The sequence below is a fragment of the Bradyrhizobium sp. USDA 241 genome (assembly GCF_049739505.1).
In the GTDB taxonomy this organism is placed as follows: Bacteria; Pseudomonadota; Alphaproteobacteria; order Rhizobiales; family Xanthobacteraceae; genus Bradyrhizobium; species Bradyrhizobium liaoningense.
This window is the reverse complement of sequence record NZ_JBMGPZ010000005.1, coordinates 3,217,621-3,238,653: the sequence shown is the minus strand read 5'-3', so window position 1 is coordinate 3,238,653 and position 21,033 is coordinate 3,217,621. Positions and strand designations below refer to the sequence as shown.

Annotated in this window: 17 protein-coding genes and 2 pseudogenes; 13 read left to right on the top strand and 6 right to left on the bottom strand. The window is 64.1% G+C overall.

Going from position 1 to position 21,033, the window contains the following annotated elements; all coding sequences use genetic code 11:
* The first annotated feature begins 46 nt into the window (after positions 1-46).
* The gene (locus ABIF91_RS37500) at positions 47-970 is read left to right on the top strand and encodes a septal ring lytic transglycosylase RlpA family protein (protein WP_050995171.1); all 924 of its coding nucleotides are present in this window, start codon (positions 47-49) and stop codon (positions 968-970) included.
* On the opposite strand, the gene ABIF91_RS37495 is transcribed toward ABIF91_RS37500, so the two are convergent.
* Entirely contained in the window at positions 964-1,920 is a 957-nt protein-coding gene (locus tag ABIF91_RS37495; RefSeq protein WP_028179872.1) for an alpha/beta fold hydrolase, read from the bottom strand. The two genes, ABIF91_RS37500 and ABIF91_RS37495, sit on opposite strands and share 7 nt — an antisense overlap.
* Positions 1,921-2,074: 154 nt before the next feature.
* On the opposite strand from ABIF91_RS37495, the gene ABIF91_RS37490 reads away from it, so the two are divergent.
* The 9 genes from ABIF91_RS37490 (at position 2,075) to ABIF91_RS37450 (ending at position 11,843) form a co-directional block, all read left to right on the top strand.
* Entirely contained in the window at positions 2,075-3,337 is a 1,263-nt protein-coding gene (locus tag ABIF91_RS37490) for a D-alanyl-D-alanine carboxypeptidase family protein (RefSeq protein WP_028179871.1), read from the top strand.
* A gap of 2 nt (positions 3,338-3,339) precedes the next feature.
* Complete coding sequence (gene tmk / locus ABIF91_RS37485) at positions 3,340-4,026, top strand: dTMP kinase (RefSeq protein ID WP_028179870.1); 687 nt, start codon at positions 3,340-3,342, stop codon at positions 4,024-4,026.
* The gene (locus ABIF91_RS37480) at positions 4,023-5,069 is read left to right on the top strand and encodes a DNA polymerase III subunit delta' (protein ID WP_028179869.1); all 1,047 of its coding nucleotides are present in this window, start codon (positions 4,023-4,025) and stop codon (positions 5,067-5,069) included. The genes tmk and ABIF91_RS37480 overlap by 4 nt, the downstream gene beginning before the upstream one ends.
* A gap of 110 nt (positions 5,070-5,179) precedes the next feature.
* Positions 5,180-7,168: a methionine--tRNA ligase gene (gene metG / locus ABIF91_RS37475; protein ID WP_080659941.1), complete on the top strand. Its 1,989-nt coding sequence runs from the start codon at positions 5,180-5,182 to the stop codon at positions 7,166-7,168.
* 13 nt (positions 7,169-7,181) lie between these two features.
* Complete coding sequence (locus ABIF91_RS37470; RefSeq protein WP_028179867.1) at positions 7,182-7,958, top strand: TatD family hydrolase; 777 nt, start codon at positions 7,182-7,184, stop codon at positions 7,956-7,958.
* Between the two features lie 13 nt (positions 7,959-7,971).
* The gene (locus ABIF91_RS37465) at positions 7,972-8,769 is read left to right on the top strand and encodes an MBL fold metallo-hydrolase (protein ID WP_028179866.1); all 798 of its coding nucleotides are present in this window, start codon (positions 7,972-7,974) and stop codon (positions 8,767-8,769) included.
* A gap of 147 nt (positions 8,770-8,916) precedes the next feature.
* Entirely contained in the window at positions 8,917-9,510 is a 594-nt protein-coding gene (locus ABIF91_RS37460; protein WP_028179865.1) for a TRAP transporter small permease, read from the top strand.
* A 2-nt stretch (positions 9,511-9,512) separates the two neighbouring features.
* Positions 9,513-10,826, top strand: a complete 1,314-nt coding sequence (locus ABIF91_RS37455; protein WP_028179864.1) for a TRAP transporter large permease — start codon at positions 9,513-9,515, stop codon at positions 10,824-10,826.
* Positions 10,827-10,865: 39 nt separating this feature from the next.
* Positions 10,866-11,843, top strand: a complete 978-nt coding sequence (locus tag ABIF91_RS37450; protein ID WP_028179863.1) for a TRAP transporter substrate-binding protein — start codon at positions 10,866-10,868, stop codon at positions 11,841-11,843.
* Between the two features lie 59 nt (positions 11,844-11,902).
* On the opposite strand, the gene ABIF91_RS37445 is transcribed toward ABIF91_RS37450, so the two are convergent.
* From ABIF91_RS37445 to ABIF91_RS37435, 3 genes and pseudogenes are all read right to left on the bottom strand, one after another.
* Entirely contained in the window at positions 11,903-13,552 is a 1,650-nt protein-coding gene (locus tag ABIF91_RS37445; RefSeq protein WP_028179862.1) for an acyl-CoA synthetase, read from the bottom strand.
* Positions 13,553-13,573: 21 nt separating this feature from the next.
* Positions 13,574-15,463 (bottom strand): TRAP transporter large permease subunit, encoded by a 1,890-nt coding sequence (locus ABIF91_RS37440; protein WP_424579696.1) that lies wholly within the window; start codon positions 15,461-15,463, stop codon positions 13,574-13,576.
* A gap of 15 nt (positions 15,464-15,478) precedes the next feature.
* Positions 15,479-15,787 (bottom strand): annotated as a pseudogene (locus tag ABIF91_RS37435) (TRAP transporter substrate-binding protein); the annotation flags it as partial.
* Between ABIF91_RS37435 and ABIF91_RS37430 the strand changes: the two are divergent.
* Positions 15,786-16,481: pseudogene (locus ABIF91_RS37430) on the top strand (IS3-like element ISRj2 family transposase); the annotation flags it as partial. The pseudogenes ABIF91_RS37435 and ABIF91_RS37430 sit on opposite strands and share 2 nt — an antisense overlap.
* 368 nt (positions 16,482-16,849) lie before the next feature.
* Here the strand turns inward: ABIF91_RS37430 and ABIF91_RS37425 are convergent.
* Together ABIF91_RS37425 and ABIF91_RS37420 are read right to left on the bottom strand one after the other, a co-directional pair.
* Positions 16,850-17,149: a hypothetical protein gene (locus tag ABIF91_RS37425; RefSeq protein ID WP_424579695.1), complete on the bottom strand. Its 300-nt coding sequence runs from the start codon at positions 17,147-17,149 to the stop codon at positions 16,850-16,852.
* A gap of 782 nt (positions 17,150-17,931) precedes the next feature.
* The gene (locus tag ABIF91_RS37420) at positions 17,932-18,339 is read right to left on the bottom strand and encodes a hypothetical protein (protein ID WP_424579694.1); all 408 of its coding nucleotides are present in this window, start codon (positions 18,337-18,339) and stop codon (positions 17,932-17,934) included.
* Between the two features lie 97 nt (positions 18,340-18,436).
* Here ABIF91_RS37420 and istA point away from each other — a divergent pair, with 97 nt between their 5' ends.
* A complete protein-coding gene (gene istA / locus ABIF91_RS37415; protein ID WP_424578659.1) occupies positions 18,437-19,972 on the top strand; it encodes an IS21 family transposase in 1,536 nt (511 codons plus the stop codon).
* 14 nt (positions 19,973-19,986) lie between these two features.
* Positions 19,987-20,739 (top strand): IS21-like element helper ATPase IstB, encoded by a 753-nt coding sequence (istB, locus tag ABIF91_RS37410; RefSeq protein ID WP_038943657.1) that lies wholly within the window; start codon positions 19,987-19,989, stop codon positions 20,737-20,739.
* The last annotated feature ends 294 nt before the right edge of the window (positions 20,740-21,033 follow it).

Below are 21,033 nucleotides of genomic sequence, written 5' to 3'. Positions count from 1 at the left end.
CAAAGCGGGTTGGGTACGCCTCCGGCGGAATGGTATTTTGGGGCGCATGGGGATCCGACGGTCAGATTCGGTTTTGCGGGCCGCGCGTGGTGTTGCGGCGGTCGCGACCTGCCTCGCGCTCGCCAATTGCGCCTCGTCCAACAAATTCGCCAGCCGCGTCGATCCGAAATACGGCGTGTCCTCGAGCCCCCGGGTGGTGGCCTGGGGCGAGCCGGTCCCGAAGGGCGGCGGCACCTACCGTGTCGGCAAGCCCTATGTCGTGGCGGGCCGGACCTACGTGCCGGAGGAGGACGTCAACTACCGCGCCGAGGGCATGGCGTCCTGGTACGGCGACGATTTCCACGGCCGTTTGACCGCCAACGGCGAAGTGTTCGACATGACCTCGCTGACCGCGGCGCACCCGACCCTGCCGATGCCGTCCTACGCGCGGGTGACCAATATCTCGAACGGCAAGTCGCTGATCGTCCGCGTCAATGATCGCGGGCCCTATCACGGCAATCGCCTCATCGACGTCTCGAACAAGGCTGCCGAACTCCTTGAATTCAAAGGCAATGGTGTCGCCAAGGTCCGCGTCGAATATGTCGGCCGGGCGCCGCTTGAAGGCTCCGACGACCGCCAGCTGATGGCCACCTTGCGCACCGGCGTTCCGGCACCGTCGCCCTCGATGGTCCGTGTCGCCTCGGCAAAGCCGTTCGTGCCGGAGCTGCCGTCATCGAACCGCGGCTCCATCCGCGGCGAGGTCCCGATGCCGGAAGGACGCCCCTACAATCTCGGCAACACCTCGGCCGACATGGCTTCGCTCAATGCGACCTCGGAAATGTCGGCCTCGAGCCGCGGCCGGGGCCGGGCGCTCCAGAACGCCCGCGCGGTGTCCTATGACGAGGACCGCCGCTACCTCGCCGAGAGCGCGCCCTCATCGGATGGCGCCGCCGAGGCGCGCAACATCCTGAGCGGCCGCGGGCTCTACTGAGCTGCGCACGCCGTCAGGAATTTCACCAGCGCCGCGTTCACCTCGTGGGGCCGCTCCTGCTGCACCCAATGGCCGGCGCCCTCGAGGATCAGCCTGCCCTTGAGATTGGGCAGCACCCGCTCGAGCTCGTTGACGCGCTTGGCGCCGATCAGGCCGGTGATCACCGCGTCTTTTGAGCCTGCGATGAAGAGGGAAGGCTGGTGGATCTGTGCGTCCTGCCAGGGCGCGGTCAGCTCCCAGTTGCGGTCGATGTTGCGGTACCAATTCAGCCCGCCGCGGAAGCCGGACTTGCGGAAGGCTTCGGTGAAATAGGCCAGATCAGTCTCGCTGAGCCAGCCGGGCAGCGACTCCTCGGCGCCCGCATGGCCGAGAAAGCCCTTGTCCTCCTGCACGAACATGGCCGCGGTGGGATCGGCGAGGCCGCGTCCGCCGAGCACGATGCGCATGGTGCGGGCGACGTCGCGCTCGAGCTCGGCCTCGGCGACGCCCGGTGTTTGGAAATACTGCCAATAGAAATTGGTCACGCCACCCTGGCGCAGCAAATCGAGCGGCCTGCCGCGCCCGCGGAACGGTGGCGGCACGCTGAGGCCCGCGACCGCCGTGAAGATGTCGGGCCGGAACAGCGCCGCGTGCCAGGCGACCGGGGCGCCCCAATCGTGGCCGACCACCATCGCCCTGGTCACGCCGAGTGCCTGGACGAGGCCGACCACGTCACCGACCGTATCGAAGATCGAATAGGCCGCAACATCAGGCGGCGCTGAGCTTTGGCCGTAGCCGCGCATGTCGGGCGCGACGACGTGAAACCCGGCCTCGGCGAGGGCGGGGATCTGGTGGCGCCAGGAGTAGGACAATTCCGGCCAGCCATGGCACAGCACCACCAGAGGTCCCTGGCCGGCTTCGCGGACGAACAGCTCGACCCCGTTGGCCTTGATCATGCGGGTTGAGGACATTCGCTTTTCCGCCTTGTTTCAGGGGTTTGGTCCGGAAATATGAGATGCCACGATAGGGGCGCGAGGAGAATCGTGCAATCTCACGGGCAAGCATCCAACCGCGTGTTGTTCGCATCTGTTCCAACTGTTAGAACGCCTTCCTCAGGGCTTCGCCATGGCATTTCGTCTTCCTTTGCTTCGTCGCAGCCGGCTCGCCGCCGGCACGCTGGTGCGCGGGCTGATCGCTGCGGCCCTGGTGGCGGGGATCGGCTGGGGCGGGGCGCTCTATGCCGCCAACCAGAGCGTCCAGGGCGCCAAGAAAGCGGAAGAGGCCGGATTCGATGGCGATGCCCCGACTGCGATCCTGATCGAAGCCTCCAGCGGCAGCGTGCTGTTCGAAAAGAACGCCGACGAGCTGCGCGCACCCTCGAGCATGATGAAGCTGATGACCGCGGAGGTGGTCTTCAATGCGATCAAGAAGGGCGACATCAAGCTGACGGACGAGTACCGGATCAGCGAGAATGCGTGGCGCCGGGGCGGCGCGCCCTCGGGCGGCTCGACCATGTTCGCGGCCATCAACAGCAAGGTCTCGGTCGACGATCTCCTGCACGGCGCGATCATCCAGAGCGGCAACGACGCCTGCATCGCGCTTGCCGAGGCCATGGCGGGCAATGAGCGGATCTTCGCGGCCGACTTCATGACCAAGCGCGCCCGCGAACTCGGCCTCACCAGATCGACCTTCGCCAATTCCACCGGCTTGCCCGACCCCGGCAACAAGATGACGGTGCGCGAGCTCGCCATGCTCGCCCGGCACATCCTTCTCGACTTCCCCGAATTCTACAAACTGTTCGGCGAGAAGGAGTTCACCTGGAACAAGATCCGCCAACCCAACCGCAATCCGCTGCTCAATTCGATGGAAGGTGCCGACGGTCTCAAGACCGGCTACACCAAGGAAGGCGGCTATGGCATGGTGGGTTCGGCCGTGCAGAACGGCACGCGGCTGATCGTCGTCGTCAATGGCCTCGAAGACCCCGAGGATCGCGCCACGGAAGCCAAGAAGATGCTGGAATGGGGCTTCCGCAATTTCGAGACCCGCACCCTGATCCCGGCCGAGCAGCCGGTCGGTTACGCCAAGGTGTTCGGCGGCGAGAGCCGCTCGGTCAAGCTCGTCGCCAGGACCCCGGTGAAGGTGATGGTGCACAAGAACGGCAGCGACAAGCTGATTGCGCGCATCGTCTACAGCGGTCCGGTGCGGGCGCCGATCGAGGCCGGTCAGCGGGTCGGTGTGGTCAAGGTCTGGCGCAGCGGCAACATCGCGGTCGAGACGCCGGTCTATGCGGCGGAAGCGATCGGAACCGGTTCGACCATGCGCCGCGCGATCGACGGTGCCAGCGAGCTCGTGATCGGCATGTTCCGCGCAGGCGCCGAGAAGCTCTGATCATGAGTGAGAGCGCGGTACAGCGGCCGTCCGGACGTGGACGCTTCATCACCTTTGAAGGCGGTGAGGGCGCGGGCAAGTCGACCCAGATCAAGAAGCTCGCTGACCGCCTCAAGGCGGCAAAGCTGCGCATCCGGGTCACGCGTGAGCCGGGCGGCTCGCCAGGCGCCGAGATCATGCGTCACTTGGTGCTGTCGGGCATGGGCAAGCTGCTCGGCCCCGAGGCGGAGACGCTGCTGTTTGCCGCCGCGCGCGATGACCATGTCCGCACCGTGATCCTGCCCGCGCTCAACCAGGGCACCTGGGTGCTCTGCGACCGCTTCGCCGACTCGACTCGGGCCTATCAGGGCAGCCTCGGCCGCGTTCCCGAGGGCCTGATCAACGCCATGCAAAGGGTCACGATCGGCGATCTCAAGCCTGATCTCACCATCATCCTCGATTTGCCGGTCGAGATTGGCCTGCAACGCGCTGCCGCGCGCCGCGGCAGCGGCTCGCCTGACAGGTTCGAGGCCGAGAAGCTCAGCTTCCACGAGGGCCTCCGCGAAGCCTATCGCAAGATCGCGGCGGATGAGCCCGCGCGCTGCGTGCTGATCGACGCCAATTCCGATCCTGACACGGTCGCGGCCCGAATCTGGACGGCGCTGCGCGATCGTCTTCTTCCTACACCGGCGTCGGTGATTTCGGCATGAGCCCGCGTCAGGCCGAGCGCGAGACCGCCATTCCCCATCCGCGTGAGACATCGCGGCTGTTCGGCCATCGAGAGGCCGAGGCCGCGCTGCTGGCGGCCTATCGCAGCGGGCGCATTCCACATGCCTGGCTGATCGGCGGACCGCAAGGGATCGGCAAGGCAACGCTGGCCTACCGCATGGCGCGCTTCGTGCTCGCCCATTCTCAGCCGCTCGCGCCCGCCGTGCAGCGCGCCGAGAACCTTGCGATCGATCCTGACGACGCGGTCGCGCGACAGGTGGCCGCCGGCTCGCATGGCGGCCTGCTGGCGCTGGAGCGAACCGTCAATGATCGCGGCGTGATGCGCACAGTGATCACCGTGGACGAGACGCGCGAGACGATCGCGTTCTTTGGCTCGACCGCGGCTGCCGAAGGCTGGCGCGTCTGCATCGTCGACACCGTCGACGAGCTCAATCCAAACGCGGCCAATGCGCTTCTGAAGATCCTCGAGGAGCCGCCCCAGCAATCGCTGTTCCTTCTGGTGAGCCACGCGCCCGCGCGCGTGCTCGCCACGATCCAGTCACGCTGCCGCAAGCTGCGCCTGCGGCCGCTCGTCACGGATGACGTGATCGCGGCCGCAGCTTCGGCAGCCGAGCTTGATCCGAACGATCCCGCGCTGCGCGAGGCGGCCGAGGCCTCCGAGGGCAGCGTCGCACGGGCGCTGACGCTGCTCGGCGGCGACGCCCTGAAACTTCAGCAGCGTACGGCGGCGCTGCTCGCGCGCCTGCCGCAGGTCGATCCACGCGAATTGCACACGCTGGGCGATTCGCTCGGCACCAGCGACCGCGTCGCGCTTGCCGCCTTCATCGACGGCATCGACCGCTGGATCGCGGAGCGGCTGCATGCGGATGAGGCCAATGCCAACCAGAACCTGCCGCGCCTTGCGCGCCTAGCTGAGGTATGGGAAAAGATCGTCCGCGCCGCGCGCGACACCGAAACCTACAATCTGGAGCGCAAGCCCTTGGTCTTCTCGGTGTTCGGCTGGCTGGCGGACGCAACGCGCTGAAGCATGATCCGGAAAAGTGCGGAGCGGTTTTCCGAAAAGATCATGCGCAAGACAACAACCTAACGCAGGTTCGTTTCCAAATTTCGGACAAGCCGGTAAAGGAATTCGTGGTGGCAACGCGAGCTAAGAAGACCGTCAAAGGCAAGAGCAGCAAGAAGAAGGCTGCCAAGAAGGCCGTGAAGAAAGCCGCCGGGAAGGCCGAGAAGGCGCGCGCGGCCAAAGTCGCCAAGAAGACCAAGAAGGCCGCCGCCAGGAAGGGCGTGACGAAGAGCGCTGCAAAGACGACGAAGAAGACTGGCAAAAAGGCTGCGAAGGGGCAGGTCGTCGCCAAGAAGGCTTCGAAGAAATCGGCTGCCAACAAGCCGGCCAAGGCTCCGGCAAAGGCTCCGGCGAAGAAGGTCGCGAAGAAGGCGGCTGCACCTGCCGTGACCGCCGCGCCGTCTCCTGTCGTCACTCCGCCGAGGGCTGTGACGCCCAAGGCGTCGAAACCCAAGACCCCGCGTGCGCCGAAGCCGGTCGCTGCTCCACAGGTTGCCGCACCCGTTGCCGCCCCCGCGCGCGACAACGTCTTCTACATCACGACCGCGATCGCCTATCCCAATGGCAGCCCGCATATCGGTCACGCCTATGAGGCGATCGCGACCGACGCGCTGGCGCGCTTTGCGCGGCTGGACGGCAAGGACGTGTTCTTCCTGACCGGCACCGACGAGCACGGTCAGAAGATGGTTCAGACCGCGGCCGGCGAGGGCATGTCCGCCGCCGCGCTCGCGACCCGCAATGCCGGCCGCTTCAAGGAGATGGACGAGCGTCTGAACGTGTCGTTCGACCGCTTCATCCGCACCACCGAGGAGCAGCATCACCGCTCCAGCCAGGAGATCTGGCGGCGCATGGAAGCGAACGGCGACATCTATGTCGACACCTATTCGGGCTGGTACTCGGTCCGTGACGAGGCCTATTACGCCGAGGACGAGACGCGCGTGAACGACGACGGCGTGCGCTTGGGCCCGCAGGGTACGCCGGTCGAATGGGTTGAGGAGAAGAGCTATTTCTTCCGCCTGTCGGCGTATCAGGACAAGCTGCTCAAGCTCTACGCGGATCACCCTGATTTCATCGGACCGGACTCCCGCAAGAACGAGGTGGTGAGCTTCGTCAAGGGCGGCCTGCGCGATCTCTCGATCTCGCGCACGACCTTCGATTGGGGCGTGAAAGTGCCTGGCGATGAAGGGCACGTGATGTATGTCTGGGTCGACGCGCTGACCAACTACATCACCGGCGTCGGCTTTCCCGATGAGAGCGACAGGAACTGGCGCTATTGGCCGGCCGACGTGCACGTCATCGGCAAGGACATCATCCGCTTCCATGCGGTGTATTGGCCGGCCTTCCTTCTGTCGGCCGGAATACCGCTGCCGAAGCGGGTCTATGCCCACGGCTTCCTGTTCAGCAGGGGCGAGAAGATGTCGAAGTCGGTCGGCAACGTCGTCGATCCCTTCAATCTCGCCGACCAATACGGCGTCGACCAGATGCGCTATTTCTTCCTGCGCGAGGTGCCGTTCGGACAAGACGGCAACTACAATCACGAGGCCATCGTGGCGCGCATCAATGCCGATCTCGCCAATGATCTCGGCAATCTCGCGCAGCGCTCGCTCTCGATGATCGCCAAGCAGTTCGGCGGCGTGCTGCCCGAGCCCGGGGACTTCAGCGACAACGACCAGGCGATTCTGGCAATGGCCGACGGCATGATCGCTGCGTCGCGCGAGGCCATGGCGACGCAGCAGATCCATCAATGGCTCAACGCCGTCTGGGCCGTGGTCGCGGAGGCCAACCGCTATTTCGCCGGGGAGGCGCCGTGGGCGCTCGCGAAGACGGATCCTGCCCGGCAGAAGACGGTGCTCTATGTCACCGCCGAAGTCGTCCGCCAGGTCGCAATCCTTGCTCAGCCCGCGATGCCGACCGCGTCAGGGAAGCTGCTCGATAGCCTCGGCATCCCCGAGACCGAGCGCAACTTCGCCATGCTAGGCGGCGCCAAGCGCATCGCGCCCGGCTCGACGCTCCCGGCGCCGACGCCGGCGTTCCCGCGCTACGTCGAGCCGGCGGCCTGAAGGCGTTCGCGCGATGCTGGTCGACAGCCACTGCCACCTGGATTTTCCGGACTTCGCGGACGATCTCGACGGGATCGTGTCGCGGGCGCGAGCGGCCGGCATCACGCGCATGGTCACGATCTCGACGCGGGTGCGCCGGCTGAAGGATCTGCTCGCGATCGCCGAACGCTATGACGACGTCTATTGCTCGGTCGGCACCCATCCGCACAACGCGGACGAGGAGGACGGCATCGCGCCGGATGAGCTCGTTGCCCTGACGCAGCACCCCAAGGTCGTCGCGCTCGGCGAGGCCGGGCTCGACTATTTCTACGACAACGGCTCGCCGGAGGCGCAGGCGAGGGGCTTTCGCGCCCACATCGCCGCCGCCCGCGCCACCGGCCTGCCGCTGGTGATCCACACCCGCGAAGCCGACGAGGACTGCGCACGCATTCTGGAAGACGAGGCGGCAAAGGGATCGTTTCGCGCCGTGCTGCATTGCTACACGGGCGGGCGCGAGCTGGCACTGAAGGCGGTGTCGCTCGGGCTCTATATCGGCTTCACGGGAATCCTGACCTTCAAGAAATCAGAGGCCTTGCGCGCGCTCGCGGCCGAGCTGCCATCGGACCGTATTCTGGTTGAAACGGACTCGCCCTATCTTGCGCCCGGCAAGTTTCGAGGCAAGCGCAACGAGCCCGCCTATGTCGTCGAGGTGGCAAAAGTGCTCGCCGAGACACGCGGCGTGTCGTTTGACGAGATCTCGCGCCAGACCACCGAAAACTTCTTCCGCCTGTTCTCGAAGGTGAGAGCTTGAGACTGGGAACCACATGACGTTGACGCTGACGATCCTGGGCTGCGGCTCCTCCGCCGGCGTGCCGCGCCCGGCGCTCGGCTGGGGCGCCTGTGATCCCAACAATCCCAAGAACCGCCGTCGCCGCTGCTCGCTGCTGGTCGAGCGGACGTCCGAGCACGGCACGACACGCATCGTGATCGACACCTCGCCGGATCTGCGCGAGCAGTTGCTCTCGACCAATGTCGACCACATCGACGCAGTGTTCCTGACGCACGAGCACGCCGACCAGACCCACGGCATGGACGATCTACGCTCGGTCGTCATGCACATGCGTCGTCGTATCCCGACCTACTTCAACCAGTCGACCGCCAAGGACATCCTGTCGCGCTTCTCCTATTGCTTCATCTCGCCGGAGGGCAGCGACTACCCGCCGATCCTGACCCGGCATTCGATCGAGGCGGGCGAGAGCCAGACCATCCTGGGGAAGGGCGGCGCGGTGACGATGACAGCCTTCCTGGTGCAGCACGGCAACATTCCCGCGCTCGGCTATCGCATCGGGGATGCCGCCTACACGCCCGACCTCAACGACATCCCGCGCGAGAGCTGGGGCGCACTGGAAAATCTGGACCTCTGGATCGTCGATGGCCTGCGCTACACCAGCCATGTCAGCCATTTCAGCATCAACGACGCGCTGTCGTGGATCGAGCGGTTCAAGCCGAAGCGCGCGGTCATCACCAATATGACCGCCGACGTCGACTACGAGGTCATCCGTCAGTCGCTGCCGGCTGGCGTGGTGCCAGCCTATGACGGGCTGCGGCTGGAGACGCACTGAACCTGGGGTAGAAATTCTGGCGTGAGCCGGCATACTCCTTGCTTGCACCCACCCCATCATGTTGATCTAACGTCTGAAAGACAGGCGTTGGACAGGGCGACATTCAGGCACGACCGGCACGGGTCGATTGAATCGCCTCGTGTGAGGATGGGGATTGCGTTGGCAGGGGACGATGTAGCGGCTCGGGGACCAGTGCGACGCGCGCTGGATCTGCTTTATCTCGGCGCGGGCTACGCCGCGGGCGTCTTCATGGTCGCGATCTTCGCAATCATGATGGTCATGTCGGTCGGGCGCCAATTTGCGATCAACATTCCCGCCGGCGACGATTTCGCGTCCTGGTGCATGGCCGCGATGGCTTTCCTCGGTCTCGCGCACACCTTCAAGCGCGGAGAGATGATCCGCGTCGGCCTGCTGCTGGAGCGTCTGCACGGGCGCACCAAGCAGATCGCCGAGATCGTGGCGCTCGGTATTGCCACCGCCTTCATCCTCTATTTCACCCGCTATGCCGTGCAGATGACCTACGACTCCTGGCGCTTCAACGATGTGGCGCAGGGCGTCGTCGCGCTTCCGCTCTGGATTCCGCAGCTCGGCTTTGCCGGCGGCCTTGGGATCCTGTCGATCGCGCTCATCGATGAAATGGTCAGTGTCGTCGGCGGCAACCGGCCGAGCTACGAGCGGGGCTCGCCGGATGAGACGCCGGACGAATTCATCGAGCGCATCTCGCAGGGCGGCGGAGGTTGACCATGGCCAATCTCGGCATGATCCAGCTGTCGTTCGTTCTGCTCGGCGTCATGATCCTGCTGCTGGGAAGCGGCGTGTGGATCGCGGTCTCGCTTGGACTTGTCGGCTTCGTGGCGATGGCGCTGACGACGAGCCTGCCGCTCGGCGCCGTGCTCGCCACCACCACCTGGAGCGCCAGCTCGTCGTGGACCCTGGCTGCGTTGCCGCTGTTCATCTGGATGGGCGAGATCCTCTTCCGCACCAAATTGTCGGAAGAGATGTTCCGGGGGCTGTCGCCCTGGGTTCAGTGGCTGCCGGGACGCCTGACCCATGTCAACGTGATCGGCTGTGGCATCTTTGCCGCCGTGTCGGGCTCTTCGGCGGCGACCTGCGCGACGATCGGAAAAATCGCGCTGCCTGAGCTGGACAAGCGCGGCTACGACAAGAGCCTGAGTCTCGGATCGCTCGCAGGGGCGGGCACGCTCGGCCTCCTGATTCCGCCCTCGATCCCGATGGTGGTCTACGCGGTCACGGCGAACGTCTCCGTGCTTCAGGTATTCCTCGGCGGATTCCTGCCGGGCGTCCTCGTGATGGTGCTCTATTCGGGCTACATCATCATCTGGTCGCTGCTCAATCCCAAGAAGGTTCCGCCGCGCGATCCGCCGATGCCGTTCCGGCAGAAGCTGCGAGAGTCGGCGAAGCTCGCACCCTGCCTGCTCCTGATCCTGGCCGTGTTTCTTTCGCTCGTGCTGGGCTTTGCGACCGCCACCGAATGCGCCGCATGGGGCGTCACGGGCGCGCTGCTGCTGGCGTGGTGGAGCGGTACGCTCACGCGCAAGAATTTCCTCGAGAGCATCATGAGCGCGACGCGCCTGACCTGCATGATCATGCTGATCCTGGCAGGTGCGGCCTACACCACGGCTGCGATGGCCTATACGGGCATTCCGGCCGCGCTCGCCACCTGGGTTCAGGGGCAGGAGCTGACACCCGGCATGCTCGCGCTGTATCTGAGCATCATGTACATTATCCTGGGATGCCTGATCGACGGCATCTCGATGATCGTTCTGACCGCCGTCATCGTGCTCCCGATGGTCAGGCAGGCCGGGCTCGACCTGGTCTGGTTTGGCGTCTATCTCATCATTCACGTGGAAATGGCGCAGATCACACCGCCGGTTGGATTCAATCTCTTCGTGCTCCAGAACATGAGCGGCCGCGATACGTTCACCGTTGCGCGGGCAGCGTTTCCGTTTTTCGTGCTATTGCTTGCTGCGGTCTTCATCATCACGGAGTACCCGCAGATCGTGATGTTCTTGCCCAAGCTGGCCTTCCCAGACTGAGCGTACGAGGTGTTCAAATTGACTGTGAGGAGAAGCCTGATGACGTCCCGTTTAATCCGCGCATCCTTGATCGCCGGCGCCGTGCTCGCCGCGACGCCCGCCATGGCTCAGACCAAATGGAATCTGCCGGCAGCGTATCCTGCGGACAATCCGCACTCCGAGAATTTGGTCGCGTTCGCCAAGGACGTCGAAGCCGCCACCTCCGGCAAGCTCCAGATCACGGTTCATCCGGGGGCCTCGCTGTTCAAGGCACCCGACATCAAGCGCGCGGTGGTGACCGGGCAGGCGCAGATGGGTGAGGTGCTGCTGTCGATCCACGAGAACGAGGATCCGCTCTTCGGCATCGACGTCGTGCCGTTCCTCGCGACCAGCTTCCCGGATGCGATGAAGCTGTATCAGGCTTCCAAGCCCGCGATCGTCAAGAAGCTCGATGCGCAGGGTCTCAAGCTGCTGTTCGTCGTGCCTTGGGCGCCCCAGGGCGTCTATGTCAACAAGCCGCTCGCCTCGATCGAGGACATGAAGGGCCTGAAATGGCGGGCCTACAATGTCGGGACCGCGCGGATCGGCGAGCTGGTCGGCGCCCAGTCGGTCACGATCCAGGCGGCGGAATTGCCGCAGGCGCTGGCGACGGGTGTGGTGAACTCCTTCATGTCGTCGGGCGGGACCGGTTACGATTCGAAGGCCTGGGAATCGCTCAAGTATTTCTATGACGTGCAGGCCTGGATTCCGAAGGACTACACCTTCGTCAACAAGGCCGCGTTCGAGGCGCTCGACAAGCCGACCCAGGAGGCCATCCTCAAGGCCGCCGCGACCGCGGAAACCCGCGGTTGGAAGGCCTGGCAGGACAAGAGCACCTGGTACATCGACCAGCTCAAGGTGAAGGGCATGACGGTCGAGCCGCCGAGCCCGGCACTCAAGGCCGGCTTCCAGAAGATCGGCGAACAGCTCACGGCCGACTGGCTCAAGAAGGCAGGCGCCGACGGTCAGGCGGTGGTCGACGCCTACAGGAAGATGTGAGAACGGAGAGAGCTTCCGCTCGCCGTGCTTGGGCGGGCGGAAGGCTCTCCAGACGCTGTTCAGGCCGAGATCGCCTTCACTGAGCCGACTTCGTTACGCAGCAGGAATTTCTGGATCTTGCCGGTCGAGGTCTTCGGGATGGGTCCGAACACGACCGCCTTCGGCGTCTTGAAGCCGCTCATATGCGAACGGCAGAAGGCGATGATGTCGGCCTCGCTGGCGCTGGCGCCGTCCTTCAATTCGACGAAGGCGCAGGGCACTTCACCCCATTTCGGATCGGGCTTGGCGACCACGGCTGCGAACAGCACGGCCGGGTGCTTGTAGAGGATGTCCTCGACTTCGACGGAGGAGATGTTCTCGCCGCCGGAAATGATGATGTCCTTGGAGCGGTCCTTGATGATGACGTAGCCATGCTCGTCGAGCACGCCGAGGTCGCCGGTGTGAAACCAGCCGCCCTCGAAGGCTTCCCTGGTTGCCTTCTCGTTCTTGAGATAGCCCTTCATCACGATGTTGCCGCGGAACATGACCTCGCCGATGGTCTCGCCGTCGCGCGGCACCTCCTGCATCGTCTGCGGGTTGATGACGGTGACGGCTTCCTCGAGCGGGTAGGGCACACCCTGCCGGCGCTTCATCCGAGCCCGCTCGGCCGCCGGGAGCTCGTCCCAGCCGGGTTGTTCGGCGCAGACGGAGGCGGGGCCGTAGACCTCAGTCAGGCCATACACGTGTGTCAGCTTGATGCCGATGCGTTCGGCGCCTTCCAGCACCGCGACCGGCGGCGCAGCGCCGGCGATCAGGCCGACGACGCGGCGGGCCGCATTGCCCTTGGGCGCATCGGGTGCGTTGATCAGCGTGTTGTAGACGATCGGCGCGCCGCACATGTGGGTGACGCCGTGCTGCTTGATCAGCTCGAAAATCTTCGTTGGCTCGACCTTGCGCAGGCAGACATTGATGCCGGCGGCGGCCGCAATGGTCCAGGGGAAGCACCAGCCGTTGCAGTGGAACATCGGCAGCGTCCAGAGGTAGACCGGATGCTGGCCGAGATTGCCGGCGAGGATGTTGCTGACGGCGTTCAGGTACGCGCCGCGATGATGGGTGACGACGCCCTTGGGATTGCCCGTCGTGCCCGAGGTGTAGCTCAGCGCGATCGCGTCCCATTCATCGCTCGGCCTGACCGCCACGAAGCCGGGATCGCCTTGCGCAACGGCTGCCTCATACTCGATCTCGCCGATGCGCGTGCCGCCCTTGAACGAAGCGTCGTCGACGTCGACCACGAGCGGCTTGGGGCCCTTCATCTGCGCGAGCGCATCGGTGATCACGCTGGAGAATTCGGGGTCGACCAGGATGATCCTGGCGCCGCCATGGTCGAGCTGGAACGCGATGGAGGGCGCATCGAGGCGGATGTTGAGCGCGTTGAGCACCGCGCCGGTCATGGGCACGGCGAAATGCGCCTCGTTCATCGCCGGAATGTTCGGCAGCATCGCCGCAACGGTGTCGCCGACGCCGATGCCCTTGCCCGCCAGCCACGACGCAAATCGCCTGCAGCGTTCATAGGTCTGTGCCCAGGTGAAGCTGCGGCCCTCATAGACGGTGCTGACGTGATCGGGATAGACGGCGGCGCTGCGCGCGATGAAGCTCAGCGGGCTCAGCGGCACGTAGTTGGCGGGTGTCTTGTCGAGGCCGATATTGTACGGGTTCTGCCGCTCACTCATCGACACACTCCTCAAATCGCGTCAAAGAAATCCGATCGAGATCCAGGGGAAGATCGCGACGATGATCAATCCCACCAGCAGCGCCAGCAGATAGCCCCAGATCGGCCTGATGCCCTCGGCCGGATCGACCCGTCCAATGGCGCAGGCTGCATAATAGCCGACGCCGAACGGCGGGGCGAATAGCCCGATACCCATGGCGAGAATGATCACCATGGCATAGTGGACCTCGTGCACGCCGACGGCGCGGGCGATCGGGAACAGCAGCGGTCCGAACAGCACGATGGCCGGAATGCCCTCCAGCATGCTGCCGAGGATGGTGAAGGCGAGGATCGAGACGGCAATGAAGGTCGCCGCTCCGCCGGGCAGCCCCGTCATGGCGGCCGCCAGCGAGCGCGAGAAGCCGGATTGGGTCAGGCCCCAGGCCATGCCGGTCGCCGTGCCGATGATCAAGAGGATCGCGCCCGACAGCGCTGCCGTCTCGACCAGCATCGGAAACAGCCGCCGCCAGTCGAAGCGGCGGTAGACGAGGAGGCCGACGAGGGCGCCATAGACGATGCCGATGGTGGAGACCTCGGTCGCGGTGGCGATGCCCTCGACGACGGCGTAGCGGATCACGAAGGGCAGCGCGAGCGCGGGCAGGGCGACGATGAAGGTCCTGCCGATCTCGGATGCCGTGGCGCGGCGGACGTGACTCATGTCCTCGTGGCGGTAGCGCCACCACACCAGCATGCACAGCGTGATCGCGAGCACGACGCCGGGCAACAGGCCGCCTGTGAACAGGGCTGCGATCGAGACGCCGGTGACCGAGCCGATCGTGATCAGCACGAGGCTCGGCGGAATCGTCTCGGTCTGGGCGCCCGTCGCCGCAAGAAGCGCGACGAGGTCGCCAGGCTTGGCACCGCGCGCTTTCATCTCGGGAAACAGCACGGGCGCGACGGCGGCCATGTCGGCGGCCTTGGCCCCGGAAATGCCGGAGACCAGATACATCGCGCCGACCAGCACGTAATGCAGGCCGCCCCTGACATGGCCGAGCAAGCTCGCCAGGAACGCCACCATGGCCCGCGCCATGCCGGTCATCTCGATCAGGAGGCCGAGGAACACGAACAACGGCACCGAGAGCAGGATGAGGTGGCTCATGCCCTCGTCCATGCGCCCGACCAGCACCATGACCGGCGTGCGCGTGGCGAGCGCGAGATAGCCAAAGATGGCCAGGCCAAAGCCGAACACAATGGGAACACCGGCAAAGACGCAGAAGCCGGCAACGCCGACGAAGAAGATGACGAGGTTGAGATTGCCGAGCTGCCGCAGGAGCGGCTCCGCCAGCCAGAACAGGCCGATTACGGCAGCAACGGTGACGAAGGCAGTTGCGACCATCCGGTAATCGGCCGCGCGCAGCAGCCGCAGCAAGGCAAAGGCCGCCATGAGGCCGATACCGATCGGCAGCGCGGCGGCGCGCCACATGTTGGAGATCTGGAGCGCCGGGGTGGTTATGTAGCTCTCTTCGTAGGCATAGTCGAAGGACGGCCAGACGATCAGCGCCAGGAACGCCAGCGCCGCGCAGGTTGCGACCAGATCGAGATAGGCCCGCGTCGCAGGCTTGGCGCTCGCGACGACCGCGGTCATGCGCATGTGCTCGGAGCGGCGGAAGGCGACCGCCGCGCCCAGCATGGCCAGCCACAGGAACAGGATCGAAGCGAGCTCGTCGGACCAGATCAGCGGCCGGTGCAGGCCGTAGCGCGCAACCACCCCGGCGAACAGGATCACGATTTCGGCGACGACGAGAATCGCCGCCGGGACTTCGACGAGGAGGCCGAGCACGCGCTCGGTCGAGCTCAGCAAAGAAGGTCGGCGAGGGGACTGCACAGCCACCTCGCCCGTTACTTCGGTCACCTCGACCTCGATATGAGCCATGACGGCCCCGACGCGTTACGACAGCTTGCCGACGGCCTTTTCCAGGAGGTCCCAGGCCTGATCGCCGTATTTGCCCTTCCACTCGGCATAGAAGCCGGCGGCGCGCAGCTTGTCCCGGAACGGCGCAACAGTCGGCTGGTTGAAGGTCAGGCCCTTGCCAGCGAGCTCCTGCTGCAGGCTGGCATTGAGCTTGGCGGTGTCCTCGCGCTCCTTCACGGCCGCGGCATTGATGTTCTTGGCGACGATGGTACGCACGTCCTGCGGCAGCTTTTCCCAGGCCCTGCGGTTGGCCAGGAACCAGAAGCCGTCCCACATGTGGTTGGTGCATCTCGATTATCCCTTCGCGGGAGCGCGTATGCTGCGATCGTTGCTGCGGCGGGAGGGCGTATACGCCGGTCGCCGCCACATCGCGACGCTGATGAAGCGCATGGGGATCGAGGCGGTCTATCGTCGCCCGAACACGAGCAAGCCGGCTCCGGGTCACAAGATCTACCCGTACCTGTTGCGCGGATTGAAGATCGAGCGGCCCGACCATGCGTGGGCAATGGACATCACCTACATTCCGATGCGGCGTGGCTTCGTCTATCTCGCGGCGGTCGTCGATGTGTTCAGCCGACGGGTCCTGGCCCATCGCGTCTCGATCACAATGGAGGCGGCCTTCTGCGTCGAAGCGGTCCAGGAGGCGTTGGCGAAGCACGGCAGGCCCGAGATTTTCAACACGGATCAGGGCAGCCAGTTCACCAGCCTCGAGTTCACCGATGTGCTGCTGGACGCGAAGATCGCCATCAGCATGGACGGCAAGGGCGCCTGGCGCGACAACGTGTTTGTCGAGCGGCTCTGGCGCACGGTCAAATACGAAGAAGTATATCTCCGCGCCTACGACAGCGTGTCCGAGGCGCGAGCGTCAATTGCCAAGTATCTGGCCTTCTACAATCAGGGACGCCCTCACTCGAGCCTTGACGGGCGCACGCCCGACGAGGCTTACTTCGGCACGCAAGCTATGGTGATGGCCGCATGACCGTCGCCGACGGTTTTGTCGTCGCTCTGGTCGGGCTACGCCCTCCCGACGCAACGACAAAACCGTAAAGCCCCGCGTTCAGCATAACCCGGCAGGAATCCACTTAAATCCAGCGGGGCGCTGTCCAAACAACCGGGGCCAGCTCTGAATTCCGCCGATATCACGCACAAGTGGCAGCGCTCGACTTCGTCAAGATAAGCGCAAACCTTGCGCAGGCCTCACGGCACAGAATCCGTTCGACACGGATCAAGCTCGCGTAGGGCACACGTTCGCGTGGCCCAGACCGGTGAGAAACCTCGCACCTGACGTGTGCTTACGGGCCCCTCGAAAGTCGCGCTTCCCGCGGCACCGAATAAGGTCCGACCAAATCAGAACCCGAGCTTCAAGGTCGGATCGACGGAGCCCTTCATTTTCAGCAATTTTTCGCCGAAATCGTCACGCATGCCGTCCGCCTCTGGCTCGGTCAGGGCGTCAATCATCTTCATGTACTCGACCCCCGCCGGCGTGGCCCGGAGCTCGATCCGATCTTCCGCATCGCGGACGGTGGCGTATTCCGCCTCGACCAGTTCGGCAGCGGGTACGATATCGGTCGAACTCACGTGCAAGCTGGTCCCGGCGCCCAAAGTCCCAACGACCTTCCGCAACATCAGAAAGGCGCCGTCAGTCAATTGGATGGGCTTTGCTGGCATTTTGAGTGCGCCTGATGTGTGCTTACCGGCCTGGAACTCGTGCTTCCTGTTCTCGGGGATGTCAAACCGGCACTGAGGTTTGAAGACAAAAACCGCTGGTATGACAGCTCTTTCTAGCCGAATATTCAACTATCAAAGCGCGCTCTGGGCAGCGATTTCCGGTTTACTTCCCATCGCACACGGCGTGACAACCTGGGCCTGTTCCACGAGGATATCGGGACGGGGGTTGCCAGCGGTTGAACTGACGGCGCCTAACTGTTGGCACTCAACGAGATTTCGGTTGGCTGAACTCCGGAGCCCCCGAGCCTTGGCTTAGATCTCCGATAGCTCTCACGCCAAAATATTCTGGCGTCAGACCGTGCTTCTGGGCAGCGAACTCCAATTTGCTTCCCATCACTCGCAACCCGCCTTGCGTACCGCTAAGCGATCAACGCGAGGCGACACTCGGACGTGGAAGGCGTGGCCGCTTCGGGCCAGATAGACGGTCGGAATGGGCATCCGAAAATCCTGGATTGGCTTGAGTGTTGCCAGCCCAGATCATAGGAGACTGTCATTACCTCGCGTGGATCACATCAAGAAATCTCTTTGAGCGCCATGGCTTAGACGCCCAACGTTCAACCGCTGGATCGGCTCGACAGACTCCAGTTGAACGCGAATGACTCAGATCGAACGCGAAACGACAATATTTGATCTGATTGTAGATAAATATATTCCATAATATACCTTATGCGAATTAGAGATTGGGCACGCAGCGTTCCCGCCTATTGAAACTTCTCTCCTGATCCGAGTCTCTTTCGGCCATTTTGAGCCTGGCCCAACGCACCGAGCCGCAGGCCTTCCCATTCGAGGAGGTTCGCCGGACGATGGGTCGTGTCTGCGCGCCAACGCTCAAACACCGAGGTGTCGACGGTCTCGTTCATCCTGGGCGTCGTGGCCTCCAGGCCGATGGGACGGTAGAACGGTCGTGAGAAAGAGCGGTGCCCGAACTCGCCGTAGGAGTTAGTCTCGCCATAGGAGTTAGCAACGGGCGGCACGACCTGCGCCGTGTCGATGACGACCTCATCTCGGAATGCGGATTCCGATTTATTCCGGCCGGGTATTCCGACTTGAAGCCGGCCATCGTTCCGATTTGAAGCCGGCCACGATTCCGAAATGAAACCGGCCGGCATTCCGATTTGAAGTCGGCCGGGTTTTTGGAAGTCGGCGTTTTCGTTTGGATCAGTCCCTCAGGCATCAAGTCCCGCGTTGATCAACGTGGGGAAGCGGATGCCGGCCAAGAGAGAACTGACCATGCGACAGATACGACAGATGCTGCGGCTTGCCCGTGATGGGGTGAGCGCCCGGGAGATTGGGCGCACGCTCGGCGTGGCGCGCAGCACCATCCAGGACAACCTCAAGCGTGCCTCGACTGCCGGGCTGGCGTGGCCTTTGGCGGGCGATCTGACCGACGCCGTTCTTGAACAACGTCTGTTTGCCCATGCCGGCGTCAGGCGCGGCTTTCGCCGGCGCCGGGAGCCGGATTGGGCCTCGCTGGCCTGTGAGCTGAAGCGGCCTGGCGTCAATCTGATGGTGCTGTGGGAGGAGTACCGGGCGGTCCACCCGGAAGGTTATGGCTACAGCCGGTTCTGCGATTTATTCCGAGAATTCGACCGGCGGCTGTCTCCGACGATGCGGCAGGACCATCCGGCCGGCGACAAGGTCTTTGTCGATTACTCCGGCAAGAAGATCATGATCGTTGATCGCGAAACCGGGGTTGTACGCGATGCGGAGATCTTCGTCGCCGTGCTTGGCGCCTCGAATTACACCTACGCCGAGGCGACCTGGACGCAGACACTTCCGGACTGGATCGAGGCCCATGTCCGGATGTTCCGGTTCTTTGGCGGGGTGCCGCGCCTCGTCGTCCCTGACAATCTGAAGTCCGGCGTGCACCGGGCTTCGTTCTACGACCCTGAAATCAATCGCAGCTACGGGATGATGGCGTCCCATTACGGCGTTGGCGTCCTTCCGGCACGGCCAAGAAAGCCGCGGGATAAGGCAAAAGTGGAGGCCGGGGTTCGGTTTGCCCAGACCTATATCCTCGGGCGGCTTCGTCGCCAGACCTTCTTCTCGTTGGCCGAGGCGAACGCAGCCATTGCCGCTGCGCTGGAGCGGATCAACGCGCACATCATGCGCCGGCTCGGTGTCAGTCGCCGTCAATTGTTCGAGACGGTCGAGATGTCGGTCCTGGCGTCGTTGCCGGACGCCGATTATCAGTTTGCGGAATGGCGCGTGGCCCGCGTCTCGCTCGATTATCATGTCGAGATCGACGGCTTCTTCTACTCAGTTCCACACGGCCTGATCCGGGAGCAGGTCGACGTCCGCGCCACCACCCGGACCATCGAGCTGTTCCATCGGGGTTCGCGTGTTGCGGCTCACCAGCGCCGCTACGGCGGCCGCCGGCACGGCACCGATCCCGACCACATGCCCAGCGCGCATCGGCGTTACGCCGAGTGGACTCCCGAGCGGTTCCGTCGCTGGGGACGATCGATCGGGCTAAACACTGAGGGTCTCGTCCTCGCCATTCTGGCCAATCGGCCTCATCCCGAACAAGGATTCCGGACCTGTCTGGGTGTGCTTCGGCTGTTCAAGGATCTCGATCCGGAACGCGCCGAGTTGATCGCGGCCCGCGCGGTTGCGGTCCGCGCGCTGACCTACAAGAGCATCGCCTCGATCATCGCCAACAAGCTCGACCGCAGCGCTCGCCCCACCGATGACGTCGTCGTCGACCATCCCAATCTGCGCGGCCCCGGCTACTTCCATTGAAAGGAAAATCCAGCATGCTGACCCATCCCACGCTCGACCTGCTGCAAAATCTCGGTCTCCACGGCATGGCCAAAGGCTTCAAGGAGCTTGATGCCCAGCCCGAAGCACGCAGCCTCGAACATGCCGAATGGCTGGCCCTGCTCCTGGAACAGGAGAAAACGCAGCGACAGCAAAAGCGGTTTGAGAGCAGAGCTCGCGCCGCCAAGCTACGTCATGCCGCTTGCGTCGAGGATGTCGACTACCGTGCCATCCGCGGGCTCGACCGCACGCTCTTTCTAAAACTCGCCGCCGGCGACTGGATCCGAGCGAGGCATAATCTCCTCGTCACTGGGCCATGCGGCGTCGGCAAGAGTTGGCTTGCTTGCGCCCTCGGCCACAAGGCCTGCCGGGACGACTTCGCCGTTGCCTACCATCGCGTCCCGCGTCTGTTCGCCGCTCTCGCACTGGGACGCGCCGACGGACGCTATACCAGGATGCTGCGGGCGATCGCACGACTTGATCTGCTGATCCTGGACGACTGGGGACCAGAACCTCTCGACGCCGACCAGCGCCGTGATTTGCTCGAAATCGTCGAGGATCGATACGAAGCCCGTTCGATCATCGTCACCAGCCAGCTGCCCGTCGATCGCTGGTACGAAATCATCGGAAACCCCACCATCGCCGACGCGATCCTCGATCGCCTCGTCCACAATGCCTACCGCATCGAACTCAAAGGAGAGAGCCTCAGGAAGCAGAAGCAACCCGCTCAAGATCAACCGGTCTCTTGACCTTCCCAGCCCTCGACGACATCATGAAATTGACCCATGCGAACGACGCCACGGGTGGCCGGCTTCAGATCGGAATACCCGGCCGGCTTCGAATTGGAATGCATGGCCGGCTTCGTTGGAATCCACATCTCGGAACGCGAGGCCGGCGTATTTGTCCATAGGCGATTTCAACGGGCGCCGCGCCAACGGGTCGCTCGCGTATCCGCCATCGAGAAGATTCGGCCGTCTAACAGCCGCGCACGACCGGCAGTGCATGTGATCCTGGCCTTCGCGGCGGGGGTCAATTACTGCCCT

What these genes read in the sequence shown, in the direction of transcription:
- ABIF91_RS37460 (WP_028179865.1), top strand. Translation starts at nt 8,917, where the DNA reads ATGGGGATTGCGTTGGCAGGGGACGATGTAGCGGCTCGGGGACCAGTG.
- ABIF91_RS37480 (WP_028179869.1), top strand. Translation starts at nt 4,023, where the DNA reads ATGAGCCCGCGTCAGGCCGAGCGCGAGACCGCCATTCCCCATCCGCGT.
- ABIF91_RS37420 (WP_424579694.1), bottom strand. Translation starts at nt 18,339, where the DNA reads ATGCCGGCCGGTTTCATTTCGGAATCGTGGCCGGCTTCAAATCGGAAC.
- ABIF91_RS37495 (WP_028179872.1), bottom strand. Translation starts at nt 1,920, where the DNA reads ATGTCCTCAACCCGCATGATCAAGGCCAACGGGGTCGAGCTGTTCGTC.
- ABIF91_RS37465 (WP_028179866.1), top strand. Translation starts at nt 7,972, where the DNA reads ATGACGTTGACGCTGACGATCCTGGGCTGCGGCTCCTCCGCCGGCGTG.
- istB (WP_038943657.1), top strand. Translation starts at nt 19,987, where the DNA reads ATGCTGACCCATCCCACGCTCGACCTGCTGCAAAATCTCGGTCTCCAC.
- ABIF91_RS37500 (WP_050995171.1), top strand. Translation starts at nt 47, where the DNA reads ATGGGGATCCGACGGTCAGATTCGGTTTTGCGGGCCGCGCGTGGTGTT.
- ABIF91_RS37470 (WP_028179867.1), top strand. Translation starts at nt 7,182, where the DNA reads ATGCTGGTCGACAGCCACTGCCACCTGGATTTTCCGGACTTCGCGGAC.
- ABIF91_RS37440 (WP_424579696.1), bottom strand. Translation starts at nt 15,463, where the DNA reads ATGGCTCATATCGAGGTCGAGGTGACCGAAGTAACGGGCGAGGTGGCT.
- ABIF91_RS37450 (WP_028179863.1), top strand. Translation starts at nt 10,866, where the DNA reads ATGACGTCCCGTTTAATCCGCGCATCCTTGATCGCCGGCGCCGTGCTC.
- ABIF91_RS37445 (WP_028179862.1), bottom strand. Translation starts at nt 13,552, where the DNA reads ATGAGTGAGCGGCAGAACCCGTACAATATCGGCCTCGACAAGACACCC.
- ABIF91_RS37490 (WP_028179871.1), top strand. Translation starts at nt 2,075, where the DNA reads ATGGCATTTCGTCTTCCTTTGCTTCGTCGCAGCCGGCTCGCCGCCGGC.
- tmk (WP_028179870.1), top strand. Translation starts at nt 3,340, where the DNA reads ATGAGTGAGAGCGCGGTACAGCGGCCGTCCGGACGTGGACGCTTCATC.
- ABIF91_RS37455 (WP_028179864.1), top strand. Translation starts at nt 9,513, where the DNA reads ATGGCCAATCTCGGCATGATCCAGCTGTCGTTCGTTCTGCTCGGCGTC.
- istA (WP_424578659.1), top strand. Translation starts at nt 18,437, where the DNA reads ATGCCGGCCAAGAGAGAACTGACCATGCGACAGATACGACAGATGCTG.